The sequence below is a fragment of the Bradyrhizobium sp. HKCCYLS3013 genome (assembly GCF_051167615.1).
Classification (GTDB): domain Bacteria; phylum Pseudomonadota; class Alphaproteobacteria; order Rhizobiales; family Xanthobacteraceae; genus Bradyrhizobium.
The window spans coordinates 291,966-308,355 of the sequence record NZ_JBNPTK010000005.1; the positions used below are offsets into that span (position 1 = coordinate 291,966).

Consider the following 16,390-nt stretch of genomic DNA (forward strand, 5'->3'; position numbering starts at 1 on the left):
CTTCACCCTCCCCGCATGGCCCTGGCTGCCGCGCTGTGCCGATCGATCAGCCCGCCGACGTCCAGTCCCGGAATTGCGCCGTCGACCACGGTCCAACGCCCGCCGACCATGACGCGATCGGCGCGGTGCGCGCCGCATAGCACCAGCGCCGCGATCGGATCGCCTGCGCCCGAGAAGCGCAGCTCGTCGAGCTTGAACAGTGCGAGGTCGGCGACCTTGCCCAGCGCGATCTCGCCGAGCTCCGGCCGGCCGACGCAGGCGGCCGAGCCCTTGGTCGCCCAGCGCAGCGCATCCTTGTGGCTGATCCGGCCAACGCCATAGCGCGCCCGCTGCAGCAGGAACGCGGCACGAACCTCCTGCATCAGGTTGGAGCCGTCGTTCGACGCCGAGCCGTCGACGCCGAGGCCGATGCCGACGCCCGCCTCCTCCATCTCGCACACCGGACAGCAGCCGGAGGCGAGCAACTGGTTCGAGCAGGCGCAATGGCTGATCGTGGTCCTGGCCTTGCCGAGCCGCTTCATCTCCTCGGCATTGAAGAAGATGCCGTGCGCCAGCCAGGTGCGCGGGCCGAGCCAGCCGTTCTTCTCGAGATAGTCCAGCGGACGGCAGCCGAACATCTGCTCGCAGAAGCGGTTCTCATCCTCCGTCTCGGCGAGATGCGTGTGCAGCCGCACGTCGAGCTTATCGGCAAGCGCAGCGGTCTTCTGCATCAGCGATCCCGTCACCGAGAACGGCGAGCACGGCGCCAGCGCGATCTGCACCATCGCATCGGGTCCGCGCTCGTGATAGGTCGTGACCACGCGCGCGCTGTCGGCGAGGATCGTGTCCTCGTCCTGCACCACGCTGTCCGGTGGCAGTCCGCCGTCGCGCTCCGACAGGTTCATCGAGCCGCGGGTCAGCAGCACACGGATGCCGAGCCGCTTCGCCACCGCGACCTCGATGCCGACGGCATCTTCGAGCCCGGCGGGGAAAACGTAGTGATGATCGGTCGTGGTCGTGCAGCCCGACAGCATCAGTTCGGCCATCGCGACCGTGACCGCCGCATCCAACGCCTCCGGCGTCAGCTTCGCCCAGATCGGATAGAGCGCCTTGAGCCAGGGGAACAGCTCGCGGTCCATCGCAGCCGGCAGCGCGCGCGTCAGCGTCTGGTAGAAGTGATGGTGCGTGTTGATCAGACCAGGGATGACGACATGCGCGCTCGCATCATAGGCCACCGCGCCCGCAGTCGCCGGCTCGGCACCGGCAGGCACCAGCTCGACGATGCGACCGTCCTTGACGACGACACCGCGCGTGGCGCCCTCGGCGAGAATGGCGAGCGGGTCCTTGATCCAGATCGGCGTCGTGCTCATGGCTGCCTCGTCTCGGTGATTGGGCGCTTGCATGTGCCGGTAGCTTGCAAGCGGAAGGCCAGCGTCATCCTATTGCCAGTTGGCGCTGGTCTTGCAAGGATTCCACCCGCGACAGGCTGCGCCCACGAGCTGGCTTCACTATGGATCTGAACACCATCACGGAGGTCGTGCGCCCGCGAACGCGGGCCGAACTGCCCGCCTGGCAGGCAGGCGATGCCTGGCTGGCCGGCGGCACGTGGCTGTTCTCCGAACCGCAGGCGCGCCTGTCGCGGCTGATCGATCTCAGCGACCTCGCCTGGCCGCCTCTCGGCGTCAGCGATCAAGGCCTGTGCATCGCCGCGACCTGCAGCGTCGCCGCACTGGACGCGCTGCCCTGCCCCGCCGAGTGGGTCGCGGCGCCGCTGATCGATCAATGCTGCCGCGCGTTCCTGGCTTCGTTCAAGATCTGGAAGACGGCGACCATCGGCGGCAATCTCTGCATGTCGCTGCCGGCCGGGCCGATGATCTCGCTGCTCGCCGCGCTCGAGGGCGTCTGCACGATCTGGAAGAGAGACGGCAGCGAGCAGCGCATCGCGGTCGCCGACTTCGTCACCGGCAACAACAGCAACGTGCTCTCGCCTGGAGATCTGTTGCGCCAGATCGATATTCCACTGGCCGCGCTCAAGCGCCGCACCGCCTTCCGCCAGATCGCACTCACCCCGGTCGGACGCTCTGGCGCGCTGCTCATTGGCACCTCGGGCCGCGACGGCGACCTGCTGCTCACCGTGACCGGATCGACGGTCAAGCCGCTGCAACTGCGCTTTGCCGGTATGCCCGACGCAACCACGTTGCGCGCCGGCATTCTCGGCAACATTCCAGACGCATCGTATCATGATGATGTTCATGGCAAGCCCTCCTGGCGCAAGGCGATGACTCTGCGCCTCGCCGAGGAGATTCGCGCCGAGCTCGCGGACTTCAGGCCATGAGCGTGATCGTCAATGGCAAGGAAGTCGATACTGCGCCGCGCGCCGGACAATGCCTGCGGACCTTTCTGCGCGACACCGGCCATTTCGGCGTCAAGAAGGGCTGCGACGCCGGCGACTGCGGTGCCTGTACCGTGCTGCTCGACGGCGAACCGGTGCATAGTTGCCTGATCCCCGCCTTTCGCGCCGACGGCAAGACGGTCACGACCGTGGAAGGTCTCGCCGCCGATGACGACCTGCATCCGATGCAGCAGGCCTTCCTCGATGCGCAGGCGTTCCAATGCGGCTTCTGCACCGCCGGCATGATCGTCACCTGTGCCTCGCTGAATCAGGCGCAGAAGAAGGATCTCGGCGCGGCGCTGAAGGGCAATCTGTGCCGCTGCACCGGCTATCGCGCCATCGAGGACGCGCTGCTCGGCCACGTTCATGTCGAGCAGGTCGCGGCCGGCGAAGCCTTCGGGCGCAGCCTGCCCGCTCCCGCCGGCCCCGACGTGGTGCGCGGCCGGGCGCGCTACACTTTCGATACCACGATCGACGGCCTGCTGCACGTCAAGCTCGCGCGCTCGCCGCACGCGCATGCGCGCATCGTCGGCATCGACAAGAGGGCCGCGCTGGCAGTACCTGGCGTGCATGCCGTGCTGACGCACGAGGATGCGCCGGCGACGCTGTTCTCGACCGCGCGCCATGAGCAGGCCTGGATGGATCCGGCGGACACCCGCGTGCTCGACGACGTCGTCCGCTTCATCGGCCAGAAGGTCGCGGCCGTCGTCGCCGAGACCGAGGCCGCGGCCGAAGAGGCCTGCCGGCGCCTCGTCGTCGACTACGAGATCCTGCCAGCCGTGGTCGATCCCGCTGACGCGATTACGCCCGGTGCGCCGATCATTCACGCCGGCCGCGGCAGCGAACATCGCATCGCCGACGTCGGCCGCAACATCGTCGCCGAGACCCACGGCGAGTTCGGCGACGTCGCCGCCGCGCTGGCGTCGGCCGCCGCGAGCTATGAACGCACCTTCACCACGCAGCGCGTGCAGCACGCCGCGCTGGAAACCCATGGCGGTCTCGCTTGGCTCGACGACGACGGCGTGCTCACCCTGCGTTCCAGCACACAGGTGCCGTTCCTGACGAAGCGGGCGCTGTGCGAGATCTTCGACCTCAAGCCCGACAAGGTGCGCGTGTTCTGCGAGCGCGTCGGCGGCGGCTTCGGCGGCAAGCAGGAGATGTTCGTCGAGGATATCCTAGTGCTGGCGGCGCTGAAGACAAGGCGGCCGGTGAAGCTCGAATTCACCCGGGAGGAGCAGTTCATCGCCACCTCGACGCGGCATCCGATGCGCGTCACCGTCAAGGCCGGGGCCGACAAGGACGGCAGGCTGACGGCGCTGCAGCTCGACGTGCTCTCCAACACCGGCGCCTACGGCAATCACGCCGGGCCCGTGCTGTTCCATGCCTGCGCCGAGTCGATCTCGGTGTACAATTGTCCGAACAAGAAGGTCGACGGAATCGCCGTCTATACCAACACGGTGCCGGCCGGCGCCTATCGCGGCTACGGCCTGCCGCAAACCACCTTCGCGGTCGAAGCCGCAATCGACGAGCTCGCGCGGCAGCTCGGCATCGACGCGTTCGAGATGCGACGCCGCAACATCATCAGGCCCGGCGATCCCATGCTGTCGCCGCCGGCATCCGGGCACAGCGACGTGCTGTACGGCTCCTACGGGCTCGACCAGTGCCTCGATCTGGTCGAGCGCGCCATGGCCGAGGCCACGCCGACGCCGGAGCTGTCGGACGAATGGCTCAAGGGCGACGGCATCGCGCTGACGATGATCGACACCGTGCCGCCCGACGGCCATTTCGCCGACGCCGTGATCAGCCTGCGCGACGACGGCGGCTTCGTGCTCACCGTCGGCACCGCCGAGTTCGGCAATGGCACCAGCACGGTGCATCGCCAGATCGCCGCGGCCGTGCTCGGTACCACCGTCGATCGCATCAGCCTCAGACAGTCCGACACCGTCCATGGCGGCCACGACACCGGCGCCTATGGCTCGACCGGCACCTTCGTCGCGGGACGCGCGACCCAGGCGGCGGCGGAGGCGTTGGCCGAGACGATCAAGCGGTTCGCCTCCGACAGGTGGAACGTCGCTCCGTGCGCCTGCGTGATCGCCGATGATGCAATCGCCTGTGGCACACATCGTCTCGCTTTCGCCGAACTCGCCAAGGCCAGCGGATCGCCGCTCACCGCGAGCGGCAATTCGCTGGGCACGCCGCGCTCGGTCGCATTCAACGTCCAGGGTTTTCGTGTCGCCGTGAACAAGGGGACCGGAGAGGTCAGGATCCTCAAGAGCGTCCAGGCCGCGGATGCCGGCCAGCTCGCCAACCCGATGCAGTGCCGCGGCCAGATCGAGGGCGGCGTGGCGCAAGCGCTCGGCGCCGCGCTGTACGAGGAGATCGTGATCGACGACACCGGCCGTGTGATCAATCCGCGCTTCCGCGACTATCACCTGCCGTCCTATGCCGACGTGCCGCGCACCGAGGTGCTGTTTGCCGACACCCACGACACGATCGGCCCGCTGGGGGCGAAGTCGATGAGCGAGAGCCCGTACAATCCGGTCGCCGCCGCGCTCGGCAACGCGATCCGCGCCGCGACCGGCATTCGCTTCACGGTCGCGCCGTTCAAGCCGGACCGGCTGTTTCCGCAGTTGCAGGAGAAGTTCGGCGAATGAGGCGGTCTGGGAAAACGGCTGCGCTATGGCTTGGGTCGGCGATCGTACGACCAGCCGAACAGGCCGCTCCGCTGGGTCTCGGGCTCCGGTTCCGCAGCCGGCTCCGACGGCTGGGCGGCCGCCTGTGGCGGGGCGGCGGGAGCGACCGGCTTCGGGATGCGCTCGCATTTCATCGCATAGACCAGCTTGCCGTCCTCGGTGCGTCCGATCGGCGCGCAGGCATCGGCGCGCTTGGCCGTGCTCTGCTTGGGTGCGGTCTGCGCCATCGCCAGAGACACACCAGCGAACTGGCCCAGCACCAGCATGATCAGAACCAGTCTCGTCATCCCGCCCGTCCCGCTTGTCAGACCGCTACATTGAACGCAATCGCACCGCCGGAGTCCACTGCGTCACGCGCGCATGGCAGCTGATCTGTTGTGCACCGACTGCCACAGCGACGTGCTGGAAATCAGATGCAATCGATGCCACAGATGAGACGCAGGCACTCGGCTCTGGACTTGCCCTGTCGAAGGAGATGAGCGCGCGATGTGGGCCTCGATCATATCGGAATGGCTGAGCCTGATCTTCCGCTGGCTGCACGTGATCGCCGCGGTCGCCTGGATCGGCAGCTCGTTCTACTTCATCGCGCTGGACCTGAGCCTGAAGCCGCGTGAAAACCTGCCCAAGGGCGTGATGGGCGAGGCCTGGCAGGTGCATGGCGGCGGCTTCTACCACATCGTCAAATATCTGGTGGCGCCGGCGCAGATGCCGAGCGAACTGACCTGGTTCAAATGGGAGGCCTACACCACCTGGCTGTCCGGCTTCGTGCTGATGATCGTGGTGTACTATCTCAACGCCGACCTGTTCCTGGTCGACAAATCGATCCTCGATCTCACGCCCCTCCAGGCCGGCCTGTTCAGCTTCGGCTCGCTGGCGCTGGCGTGGCTGCTCTACGAGGCCGCCTGCCGCAGCGGCCTCGCCCGGCAGGAGCTGCCGTTCGCGATCGGCGGCTACGTCTTTCTCGTCGCGCTCACCTACGCCTTCACCCATGTGCTGAGCGGCCGCGGCGCCTTCAACCAGATCGGCGCGATCATCGGTACCATCATGGTCGCCAACGTGTTTGCCGTGATCATCCCCAACCAGAAGAAGATCGTCGCCGCGCTGCTCGCAGGCCAAGCGCCGGACCCCAGGCTCGGCAAGGCCGGCAAGGAGCGTTCGGTCCACAACAACTATCTGACCCTGCCGGTGGTGGTGCTGATGATCAGCAACCACTATCCGCTCCTGTTCGGCACCCGCTACAACTGGGCGATCGTCGCCATCGTGCTCGCGCTCGGCCCGGTGATCCGCCATTTCTTCAACGAGCGTCACAAGGGTCATCCGTCGCCATGGTGGGTGTGGGGCGTCGCAGCCGCGGGCATGATCGGCATCCTGCTGCTGTCCGCAGCGGGCCCTCGCGACGCCAAGGCGGCCACGAGCGCGTCGCCACGCTTCGCGCAGGTCGAGGAGATCGTGACCTCCCGCTGCAGCATGTGCCACGCCGCCGAGCCCGTATGGGACGGCATCGTCACGGCGCCCAGGGGCGTGCGGCTCGACACTGCCGACGACATCCAGCGCAACGCGCGGCTGATCGCACGCAACGCCGCGTGGTCGAGCGCCATGCCGCCCGGCAACATCACCGAGATCACCGGCGAGGAGCGCGCCGTGCTCGCGGCGTGGGCCGGTGCGCAATAGCGGTCGCAGTTGCCGCCGGCATGACGACCGCTGCTTTGCCTCCCCGAGGCGGTCTGTGGGGCGGGCAAGGGCGCGCCAGCGCGGTCCGCGCAATGCGCCGCCATGTCTCGATGGTAGCGCAGTTAGTTGCGCTGCGGCCCGCAAGCGCTTCGCTGTGCGGCTGACAGCTCCGCTCATCGCGCGCGCGGCAATGGATGCTCGCTCGGTTCCCCACGACGATTGCGTGAAGCCGGCACAAGGACAACCGGATTTTCGCAACGCGGAGTTGAACTGCGATGCATGCGACGACGATTGAGCTGGAGCACATCCGATTGTCGTCATGAGCTTGCGGCAAAATTTACCACCCGTTGGGACGCGGCTTGGCTGCAGAAAACATGGCGCTAGAGTGGCGCCCACAATCAGCTCTCAGCGAAACGCCCCATCATGTCGATCTCCGTCAAAGGCCGGCTGGCCATTGTCGCGCTCATCGCGCTTGCCTGCTTCGCAAGCTCGGTACTGAAGCTCTATCTGGGGCTGCTGTGCATCTCGCTGCTTTTGAGCTTTGCCGTGGTCGGCGTCGTGGCCCGGCTAGTCGAAGGGATCGTCATCAGGCGCGACCGGAGCAGCGAGCGACGGCTGGCACATCGCAGCGATCGCTCCGCTCGCGTCGACGAAACGCAGCCGCTGTCGATGACGACGATGGATCATGTCGACACGCCATCGCCGGCCGAACCCGCGCGATGAGGGGATTCTCCGTCTGGCGATCGCGCGCTGACGAACAGGGATACCGCACATCGGAGAATGGCAATGGTGCTACGAGTTCGACCGCTGGAACGGCGACGACCAGATCATCCTTCCGAACCAGCCGATTGCGGACGCGACGACGCCGTGCTCGGTGGCGACACATCGGAAGAGCAGCACGTGGCCGTTCAAATCGCCGCGCTGATCGCCTCGATACGCCGGCTGTACCTCATCCCTTCGTCCGCTTCCGCTTCGCCTCGAGAGCGCTCAGATAGGTAGCCATCATCTCGGGCAGCGCTGCGACGACGACATCGCGGCTACGCGGATCCTGCTCGCGCGTGAACAGCAGTGTCCCGAGCACGACGGCATCGAGCGTCGTGGCCGCCTGCCTGCCGAGTTCGTCGCCGAGCCTGGCGCGCATGACGCGGTCGATGACGACCCTGAACTCGGCGTGCATGGTCTGGTCGTGCAGATCGAGCGTCGCCAGCGCATCGGGGTGGCGAACGAAGTAGCGGATCGCCCAGCCAATCAACTGCTCGATGACCTGCGGCGGCGACATCGCCGCCCATTCCGCATCGCTTCGCTGCACCACGCGGTCGAACGCCGGCTGCAGCTCGGCATCGTGACGCTCGGCGAGCGCATCGAGCATCTGATCCTTGTCACGGAAGAAGTGATAGACCGAGCCGATCGACGCGCCGGCGCGCTGGGCCGCGGCATGCATGCTGACGGCACCGATCCCGGACTCGGCGATGATGGCGGCTGTCGCGTCGAGCAACTGCTCGCGGCGCTCACGGCCACGCGCCTGGCGCGGCGCACGTGATGTCGTGCGCACGGGGGCATTCAGGTCGGTCGCAGCTTTGCGTCGCACGTTCGCGTCATGCCTTGGCTCGCCGCGGCGGCAGCGCTGGCCGATGTCCCAACGGGAGCGCCCGGGCAACCCGCACAGGGGGAATTCGAAACCGCCACGAGAATGTTACTAGACGAATTATTCTAGATTTGATTGTCTAATTCACGCACTGTCAAGAGGATGGTGTTCAACTTTCGCGTGAACCTGCTTGCCTGCAACGGCGGGCGGGTTTTGCGGGCTGCTGACGACCAACAGGTGCTTTCCGGTCCCTGCGTGCTTGCGCGGCAGGACGGGAATGATCGCCACCACCCAACCGGACCGAAGATACGACCATGTCTCCATTCACAGGATCCTCTTTCCTTCGGGCACCGGGCTCACGCCTGCTGGCCGCGGCCGGCTGCGCTGCCGTCGGCCTGCTGCTGGCCGGCTGCGAGCAGAAGACGGCCGCAACCGCGCCGCCGTCCCGGATGGTGCGGACCGAGGTGGTCAAGCTGTCGGAGCGCCGGCAATCGATCACGCTGACCGGTGACGTGCAGGCGCGGGTGCTCGCAGACCTGTCGTTCAGGGTCAGCGGCCGCGTCACCGAGCGGCTCGTGGAGGTCGGCGCGCACGTCAAGGCCGGCCAGTTGCTCGCCAGGATCGATCCGGCCGAACAGCAGGCCGATCTCGATTCCGCGGAGGCCGCCGTGGCGGCCGCGGAGTCGCAGGTAAAGGTCGCAACCTCCAATTTCAACCGCCAGCAGACGCTGATCACGAGCGGCTTCACGACGCGCGCGACCTTCGACCAGGCCCAGGAGACGCTGCGCACGGCGGAGGGATCGCTGGAGGCCGCCAAGGCCCAGCGCGACACCGCCAAGGACGCCCTGACCTACACCGAGCTCCGCGCCGACGCGGACGGCACCATCACCGCGCGCAACATCGAGGTCGGGCAGGTCGCCCAGGCCGCGCAGTCCGTGTTCACGCTCGCGCATGACGGCGACCGCGACGCGGTCATCGACGTCTACGAAGCCGCGCTGTCGCTCAAATTCGACGACAGCAAGGTCGCGCTGGCGCTGCTGTCGGATCCCTCGGTCACGGCCAAGGGCACCGTACGCGAGGTCTCGCCGACCATCGATCCGAAGTCGGGCACCGTCCGCGTCAAGATCGCGATCGAGAATCCGCCGCCGGAGATGATCCTCGGCAGCGCCGTCAGCGCCACCGGCTTCATCAAGCCGGAGCAGCGCATCGTGCTGCCGTGGAGCGCGCTGACCGCCGCCGGCAAGACGCCGGCAGTCTGGCTGGTCGATGACGGCGACAAGACGGTGTCGCTGAAGCCGATCACGATCGAGGACTATGAGACCGGCGCGATCGTGGTGTCGGCCGGACTGCGACCGGGAGACCGCGTCGTGACCGACGGCGGCAAGCTGCTCAGCGTCGGCCAACAGATCACATTCAACGAGGAGAAGCGGTCGTGATGACGCCGATGCGCTGTGTTCTTCCGCTCGGCGCGCTCGCTCTGCTCGCCGGCTGCAACGAGAAGGCCGCCGCTCCCGATCCGGTCCGGCCGGTGCTGTCGATGAAGGTCGAACGGCAGACGGCCAACGTCTCGACGGTCACCGGCACGATCGAGCCGCGCTACAAGGCCGATCTCAGCTTCCGCGTGCTCGGACGCCTGATCGCGCGGCCCGTCTATGTCGGCGACATGGTCAAACAGGACCAGGTCGTGGCGGCGATCGATCCCGCCGCGCTCGAACTCGCCGTGCGCGCCTCGGCCGCCGAGGTCTCGCGCAGCCAGGCGCAGCTCACCAACGCGACCGGCACCGAGGGCCGGCAGCGCACCCTGCTGGAAACCGACGCCACCACCAAGGCGACGCTGGAGAGCGCCGAGCAGTCGCGTGCGGCCGCCCAGGCCTCCGTGATCAAGGCGCAATCCAACCTCGCCAAGGCGCGCGAGCAGCTCGGCTACGCCCAGCTCAAGGCCGATTTCGCCGGCATCGTCACGGCCGTCGGCGCGGAAGTCGGACAGGTCGTCTCGCCCGGCCAAAGCGTGGTCACGGTGGCGCGGCCCGACATTCGCGAGGCGGTCATCGACGTCGGCGACGACATTGCGGGCGCGCTGCAGGTCGGTACGCCGTTCACGGTGCGGCTGCAGGTCGATCCGACCATCAGCACGACCGCGAAGGTCCGCGAGATCGCGCCGCGCGCCGACGCCACGACGCGCACGCGTCGCGTCCGCATCACGCTCGACAACCCGCCCGAAACCATGCGGCTCGGCACCACCGTCACCGCGACCGTGAACACCGAGCAACGGACCGTCATCCGATTGCCGTCGACGGCGATCCTGGAGCAGGACGGCAAGAGCTTCGTCTGGCTGGTGGATGACGCCAGCAACTCGGTCAAGCGCCAGGAGATCATGGTCGCCCGCAACGAGGACGGCAGCATCCGCGTCACCGGCGGCCTCGAACCCGGGCAGCGTGTCGTCACCGCCGGCGTGCACAGTCTCAAGGATGGCCAGTCCGTCCGCATCGATCAGGAATCTCAGCCGTGAAGTCCTTCAACCTCTCCGACTGGGCGCTCGAGCACCGCTCGCTCGTCTGGTATTTCATGATCGCCTTCATGGCTGCGGGCCTCTTCTCCTACGTGCATCTCGGCCGCGAGGAGGATCCGTCCTTCACCATCAAGACGATGCTGATCCAGGCCAAATGGCCCGGCGCCTCCGCCGAGGAGATGACGCGGCAGGTCACCGACCGCATCGAGAAGAAGCTCGAGGAGCTGCCGGCGCTCGACTACACCAAGAGCCTGACCGTGCCCGGCCAGACCACGGTGTTCGTCAACCTGCGCGACACGACCAAGGCGCGCGATGTCGTCCCGACCTGGCTGCAGGTGCGCAACCTGATCAACGACATCAGGGGCGACTTCCCGTCCGGCGTCGTCGGGCCGGGATTCAATGACCGTTTCGGTGACGTGTTCGGCAACATCTACGCCTTCACCAGCGACGGCCTCAGCCAGCGCCAGCTGCGCGACCGCGTCGAGGAGGTCCGCGCCAAGGTGCTGACCGTGCCGAATGTCGGCCGCGTCGACATCGTCGGCGCGCAGAACGAGGTGATCTATCTCGAATTCTCGCCACGCAAGGTCGCCGCGCTGGGCATCGACCAGCGCACCATCCTCAACGCGCTGCAGGCGCAGAATGCGGTGTCGCCGTCCGGCGTGCTGCAGGCCGGCCCCGAGCGCATCGCCGTGCGCGTCTCCGGCCAGTTCACCTCGGAGGAGAGCCTCAAGGCGATCAACCTGCGCATCAACGACCGCTTCTTCCCGCTCACCGACGTCGCCACCATCACTCGCGGCTATGAGGATCCGCCGACCTCGCTGTTCCGCTTCAACGGCCAGCCGGCGATCGGGCTTGCCATCGGCATGAAGGCCGGCGCCAACCTGCTCGATTTCGGCGAGGCGCTGAAGGCGGAGATGACCAAGGTCGTGGCCGACCTGCCCGTTGGCGTCGGCGTGCATCTCGTCTCGGACCAGCCCAAGATCGTCGAGGAAGCCGTCGGCGGCTTCACCAAGGCGCTGTACGAGGCCGTCATCATCGTGCTCGCGATCAGCTTCGTCAGCCTCGGCGTCCGCGCCGGCCTCGTGGTCGCGATCTCGATTCCGCTGGTGCTCGCGATTACCTTCCTGTTCATGGCCTACACCGGCATATCCCTGCAGCGCATCTCGCTCGGCGCGCTGATCATCGCGCTCGGCCTGCTGGTCGACGACGCCATGATCGCGGTCGAGATGATGGTGGCGCGGCTCGAGGTCGGCGACTCCTTGCGCAAGGCCGCGACCTACGTCTACACCTCGACGGCGTTCCCGATGCTGACGGGCACGCTGGTCACGGTCGCCGGCTTCATCCCGATCGGCCTCAACAACAGCGCCGCCGGTGAGTTCACCTTCACGCTGTTCGTGGTCATCGCGGTGTCGCTGGTCGTGTCCTGGATCGTGGCCGTGCTGTTCGCGCCGCTTCTCGGCGTCACCATCCTGCCCGCGACCTTGCCGAGTCACCACGCCGAGGGCGGCCGGCTGACGCGGATCTTTCGCGTCATGCTCAATGCCTGCATGCGCAACCGCTGGATCACGATCGTCGCCACGGTCCTGATCTTCGGACTGTCGGTGTTCGGCATGCGCTTCGTGCAGCAGCAGTTCTTCCCCTCCTCCGACCGCAACGAGCTGGTGATCGACTTCAACCTGCCGCAGAATTCCTCGATCGCCGAGACCAATGCGCAGATGGCGCAGTTCGAGCAGGAGGCGCTGAAGGGCGATCCTGACATCGACCACTGGTCGACCTATGTCGGCTCGGGCGCGCAGCGCTTCGTGCTGTCGTTCGACGTGCAGCCCGCTGATGTCTCGTTCGGCCAGATCATCATCGTCACCAAGAGCCTCGAGGCGCGCGACCGCGCCCGCGCCAAGCTGCAGGCCTATCTGACCAAGACGTTCCCCGGCACCGACGCCTATGTGCATCTGCTCGACATCGGCCCGCCGGTCGGCCGCCCGGTGCAGTATCGCGTCAGCGGGCCAGATGTCGCCAAGGTGCGCGAGATCGCACAGGAATTGGCCGGCGTCCTGCGCGGCAACAGCCATCTCGGAGCGGTCATCTTCGACTGGATGGAGCCGGCGCGGGTCGTGAAGGTCGACGTGCTGCAGGACAAGGCGCGCCAGCTCGGCGTCACCTCGTCCGACATCGCCAACGCGCTGAACGGTGTGCTCGACGGCACGTCGATCACGCAGGTACGCGACGACATCTACCTGATCGATGTCCGCGGCCGCGCCCAGGCCAAGGAGCGGCAGTCGCTGGAGACCTTGCGCGACTTGCAGCTCTCAGGATCCAACGGCCAGTCGATCCCGCTCGCGGCGCTCGCGACCCTGCGCTACCAGATCGAGCAGCCGGAGATCTGGCGCCGCTCGCGGCAGCCGACGCTGACCCTGAAGGCCAGCGTGATCGATCAGGTGCAGCCGAACACGGTGGTCGATCAGCTCAAGCCGGCGATCACGGCCTTCAACGCCAAGCTTCCGGCCGGCTACATGGTCGTGACCGGCGGCAGCGTCGAGGAGAGCGCCAAGAGCCAGGCACCGATCATCGCGGTCGTGCCGATCATGCTGTTCACCATGGCCACCATCCTGATGCTGCAACTGCAGAGCTTCCAGCGGCTGTTCCTGGTGTTCGCGGTGGCGCCGCTGGCTTTGATCGGCGTCGTCGCGGCGCTGCTGCCAAGCGGCGCGCCGCTGGGCTTCGTCGCCATCCTCGGCGTGCTCGCGCTGATCGGCATCCTGATCAGAAACTCGGTGATCCTGATCGTGCAGATCGAGCATCTGCGCGAGGAAGGACGGCCGCCGTGGGAGGCCGTGATGGAGGCGACCGAGCACCGCATGCGGCCGATCATGCTGACGGCGGCCGCGGCCTCGCTGGCGCTGATCCCGATCGCGCGCGAAGTGTTCTGGGGTCCGATGGCCTATGCGATGATGGGCGGCATCATCGTCGGCACCGTGCTGACCCTGCTGTTCCTGCCGGCGCTCTACGTCGCCTGGTTCCGGATCAAGACGCCGGAGGCGAGCGATTCGGCCGAGCCGGCTGCGCAGGGGGCCTGACGCGAGGCTTGCCGGAATCGCGGATAATTGCGTGGGATAAGCCGTCCGCGTGGGTTAAACGCCACGCGGCGGCCGGTTAGGTTCGGCCTTCATGGAAGGAAGCGAATCATGACCGATCCTCAGATCGTCTGCCCCTCCTGCCGCACCGAGATCAAGCTGACCGAGCAGCTCGCAGCGCCCCTGATCGCGGAGACGCGCCGGCAGTACGAGAAGCAGCTCCAGGCCAAGGAAGCCGATTTCGGCCGCCGCGAGGCGCAGCTCAAGGCCGCCCAGGAGCAGATCGCGCAGGCCAAGGCCGCGATCGACCAGCAGGTCGCCGCCAAGCTGAAGGCCGAGCGCGCCGCGATCGCGCAAGCCGAAGCCGAGAAGGCGCGGCGGGCGGTGGCCGATGAAATGGGCCATCGCGACCGCCAGCTCGCCGAGCTGCACGAAGCCATCGTCAGCAAGGACGCCAAGCTCGCCGACGCGCAGAAGGCCCAGGCCGAGATGATGCGCAAGCAGCGCGAGCTCGACGAGGCCCGCCGCGAGCTCGACCTCACCATCGAGACCAAGGTGCAGGAAAGCCTCGTCGCCGTCCGCGACAAGGCCCGCCTCGAAGCCGAGGACGCGCTGAAGGCCAAGGTCGCCGAGAAGGAGACCCAGATCGCCGGCATGCAGCGCCAGATCGAGGAGCTTCGCCGCAAGGCCGAGCAGGGCTCGCAGCAGCTGCAGGGCGAGGCACTGGAGATCGAGCTGGAATCACAGCTGCGCGCGCGCTTTCCCCGCGACCTCGTCGAGCCGGTGCCAAAGGGCGAGTTCGGCGGCGACGTGATCCATCGCGTGGTCGGGCCCGGTGGCCAGGCCTGCGGCGCAATCCTGTGGGAATCCAAGCGCACCAAGAACTGGAGCGACGGCTGGCTGGTGAAGCTGCGCGACGACCTTCGCGCGGCGAAGGCGGACGTCGCGCTGATCGTCTCCACCGCGCTGCCCAAGGGCGTCGACGGCTTCGACCTGATCGACGGCGTCTGGGTCGCCGAGCCGCGCTTCGCGCTGCCGCTGTCGCAGGCGCTGCGCCAGTCGCTGATCGACGTCGCCTGCAGCAAGCTCGCGCAGGAGGGCCAGCAGACCAAGATGGAGATGGTCTACGCCTATCTCACCGGGCCGCGCTTCCGTCACCGCATCGACGCCATCGTCGAGCGCTTCACCGAGATGCAGTCGGATCTCGATCGCGAGCGCAAGACGATGATGCGTCTTTGGGCCAAGCGCGAGGAGCAACTGCGCGGCGTGCTGGATTCGACGGCGGGCCTCTACGGCGACCTGCAGGGTATCGCCGGCCGCGCGATGCAGGAAATCGAGAGCCTCGACGTGCTGCTGATCGAGGGCAACAGCGAGGCGGCGGAGTAGCGCGCTCCGGTCGCGCCGATCCGAGGTGTGCCGGCATCACATCGCGTCGACGCTTTTCCGATGCGGCCGCATCGGGCCGCGTCTTGCTTCGCCACGGAATGCGGACGCAGATGGCTGCTACTGCTTCGCCATCTGCGTGCTCGCCTGGGGCTCGTTCGGGACAGCCCCCTTGTCGACCCATTCCGGCGGTGCGCCCAGGCGGTTGGCGACCATGCCGATGAGCCCGGGATCCCTGCCGAACGCCTCACACGCCGCGTTCTTGGGCTTGCCGCCGAGCGCCGCGCCGATGCGTTCGATCGACGGCAGCTTCGGTGGCTTGCCGAACGGGGTCTCGCCGGTCACGAGCATCTGGCCGAAATCGGCGCTGAATGAGCCCGCCAGATCGTAGGCATCGCCGGCCTGCGACAGCACCGGCGAGTTGGTGAACGAGTTGGCGCCGCGCGCCCACACCATGGCGGCCTGCTGCCGGCCCTTGCGGTCGAGCGCTTCGGCCTCGATCGTGAGACTGCCGAGCCCGATCGGCAGCCGCGGCACCGGAACGGGAACGCCGAGCGCGCCCGGCACGGCCGACACCACCTTGGACGCACCGGCGGCGACCGGATCGGTCGGCGTCGCCTGGGTAATGAAGGTGCGCGTCGTCAGATCGGCCCTCTGATTGGACGCCACGACCGCGAAGCGTTCGCTCAAATTGAGACACAGCGCACGGTCGACGACATTGGCGACGAGCTGCCGCTGCTCGTCCGTCAGCACCGCGCCGGCCTGGCCCGAGAAGGATGTCGGCATGATACGCACGGTCTGGGCCGCGAGCACATTGTCCTTGTCGACGTTGAGCTGCGACTTGGCGAGCAGGCCGTTCGATTCCGCCAGCGACTGATAGGATGCGAGTGCGCCGCTCTGCGTCATCTGCGCAGTGGCGCAGCCCGACAGGCCCAGGGTCGCGCACAGCATCGTCAGGCGGATGGTGGCCGGGGTGCATGATCGCACGAAAGCCGCGACGTCGATCTCGACCATGCTTCTCCCGCCTCACGCCTACGATGATCGCCCTCTCGCGGGCGAGCGCATCCTTCTCCTCCGAGATTTCGGACAGCGTGGGGCGGAAGCATG

12 protein-coding genes are annotated in these 16,390 nt (G+C 67.3%); 8 read left to right on the forward strand and 4 right to left on the reverse strand.

The window, feature by feature from the left end:
* Positions 1 to 2 precede the first annotated feature (2 nt).
* On the reverse strand, positions 3 to 1,349 hold the full coding sequence (locus ACQR1F_RS12280; protein WP_434913102.1) for an 8-oxoguanine deaminase: 1,347 nt from the start codon (positions 1,347 to 1,349) through the stop codon (positions 3 to 5).
* A 140-nt stretch (positions 1,350 to 1,489) separates the two neighbouring features.
* On the opposite strand from ACQR1F_RS12280, the gene ACQR1F_RS12285 reads away from it, so the two are divergent.
* Together ACQR1F_RS12285 and ACQR1F_RS12290 are read left to right on the forward strand one after the other, a co-directional pair.
* Entirely contained in the window at positions 1,490 to 2,314 is an 825-nt protein-coding gene (locus ACQR1F_RS12285) for an FAD binding domain-containing protein (RefSeq protein ID WP_434913103.1), read from the forward strand.
* Positions 2,311 to 5,025, forward strand: a complete 2,715-nt coding sequence (locus ACQR1F_RS12290; protein ID WP_434913104.1) for a molybdopterin-dependent oxidoreductase — start codon at positions 2,311 to 2,313, stop codon at positions 5,023 to 5,025. The genes ACQR1F_RS12285 and ACQR1F_RS12290 overlap by 4 nt, the downstream gene beginning before the upstream one ends.
* Positions 5,026 to 5,048: 23 nt before the next feature.
* Here the strand turns inward: ACQR1F_RS12290 and ACQR1F_RS12295 are convergent, their stop codons facing one another.
* Entirely contained in the window at positions 5,049 to 5,351 is a 303-nt protein-coding gene (locus ACQR1F_RS12295; protein WP_434913105.1) for a hypothetical protein, read from the reverse strand.
* Positions 5,352 to 5,550: 199 nt separating this feature from the next.
* On the opposite strand from ACQR1F_RS12295, the gene ACQR1F_RS12300 reads away from it, so the two are divergent.
* Positions 5,551 to 6,735 carry a urate hydroxylase PuuD gene (locus ACQR1F_RS12300; protein WP_434913106.1) on the forward strand — a complete coding sequence of 395 codons (1,185 nt, stop codon included), beginning with the start codon at positions 5,551 to 5,553 and terminating at the stop codon, positions 6,733 to 6,735.
* Positions 6,736 to 7,158: 423 nt separating this feature from the next.
* On the forward strand, positions 7,159 to 7,458 hold the full coding sequence (locus ACQR1F_RS12305; protein WP_315804397.1) for a hypothetical protein: 300 nt from the start codon (positions 7,159 to 7,161) through the stop codon (positions 7,456 to 7,458).
* A gap of 226 nt (positions 7,459 to 7,684) precedes the next feature.
* Here ACQR1F_RS12305 and ACQR1F_RS12310 read toward each other — a convergent pair whose 3' ends face one another.
* On the reverse strand, positions 7,685 to 8,323 hold the full coding sequence (locus ACQR1F_RS12310; RefSeq protein WP_315804396.1) for a TetR/AcrR family transcriptional regulator: 639 nt from the start codon (positions 8,321 to 8,323) through the stop codon (positions 7,685 to 7,687).
* Positions 8,324 to 8,634: 311 nt separating this feature from the next.
* Between ACQR1F_RS12310 and ACQR1F_RS12315 the strand changes: the two genes are divergently transcribed.
* From ACQR1F_RS12315 to ACQR1F_RS12330, 4 genes are all read left to right on the forward strand, one after another.
* Complete coding sequence (locus ACQR1F_RS12315; RefSeq protein ID WP_316217588.1) at positions 8,635 to 9,756, forward strand: efflux RND transporter periplasmic adaptor subunit; 1,122 nt, start codon at positions 8,635 to 8,637, stop codon at positions 9,754 to 9,756.
* Positions 9,753 to 10,829, forward strand: a complete 1,077-nt coding sequence (locus tag ACQR1F_RS12320; RefSeq protein WP_434863842.1) for an efflux RND transporter periplasmic adaptor subunit — start codon at positions 9,753 to 9,755, stop codon at positions 10,827 to 10,829. The genes ACQR1F_RS12315 and ACQR1F_RS12320 overlap by 4 nt, the downstream gene beginning before the upstream one ends.
* The gene (locus tag ACQR1F_RS12325) at positions 10,826 to 13,903 is read left to right on the forward strand and encodes an efflux RND transporter permease subunit (RefSeq protein ID WP_434913107.1); all 3,078 of its coding nucleotides are present in this window, start codon (positions 10,826 to 10,828) and stop codon (positions 13,901 to 13,903) included. The genes ACQR1F_RS12320 and ACQR1F_RS12325 overlap by 4 nt, the downstream gene beginning before the upstream one ends.
* Positions 13,904 to 14,011: 108 nt before the next feature.
* Positions 14,012 to 15,286 carry a DUF2130 domain-containing protein gene (locus ACQR1F_RS12330; protein ID WP_434913108.1) on the forward strand — a complete coding sequence of 425 codons (1,275 nt, stop codon included), beginning with the start codon at positions 14,012 to 14,014 and terminating at the stop codon, positions 15,284 to 15,286.
* Positions 15,287 to 15,403: 117 nt separating this feature from the next.
* Here the strand turns inward: ACQR1F_RS12330 and ACQR1F_RS12335 are convergent, their stop codons facing one another.
* A complete protein-coding gene (locus tag ACQR1F_RS12335) occupies positions 15,404 to 16,297 on the reverse strand; it encodes a DUF3313 domain-containing protein (RefSeq protein ID WP_434913109.1) in 894 nt (297 codons plus the stop codon).
* Between the last annotated feature and the right edge of the window lie 93 nt (positions 16,298 to 16,390).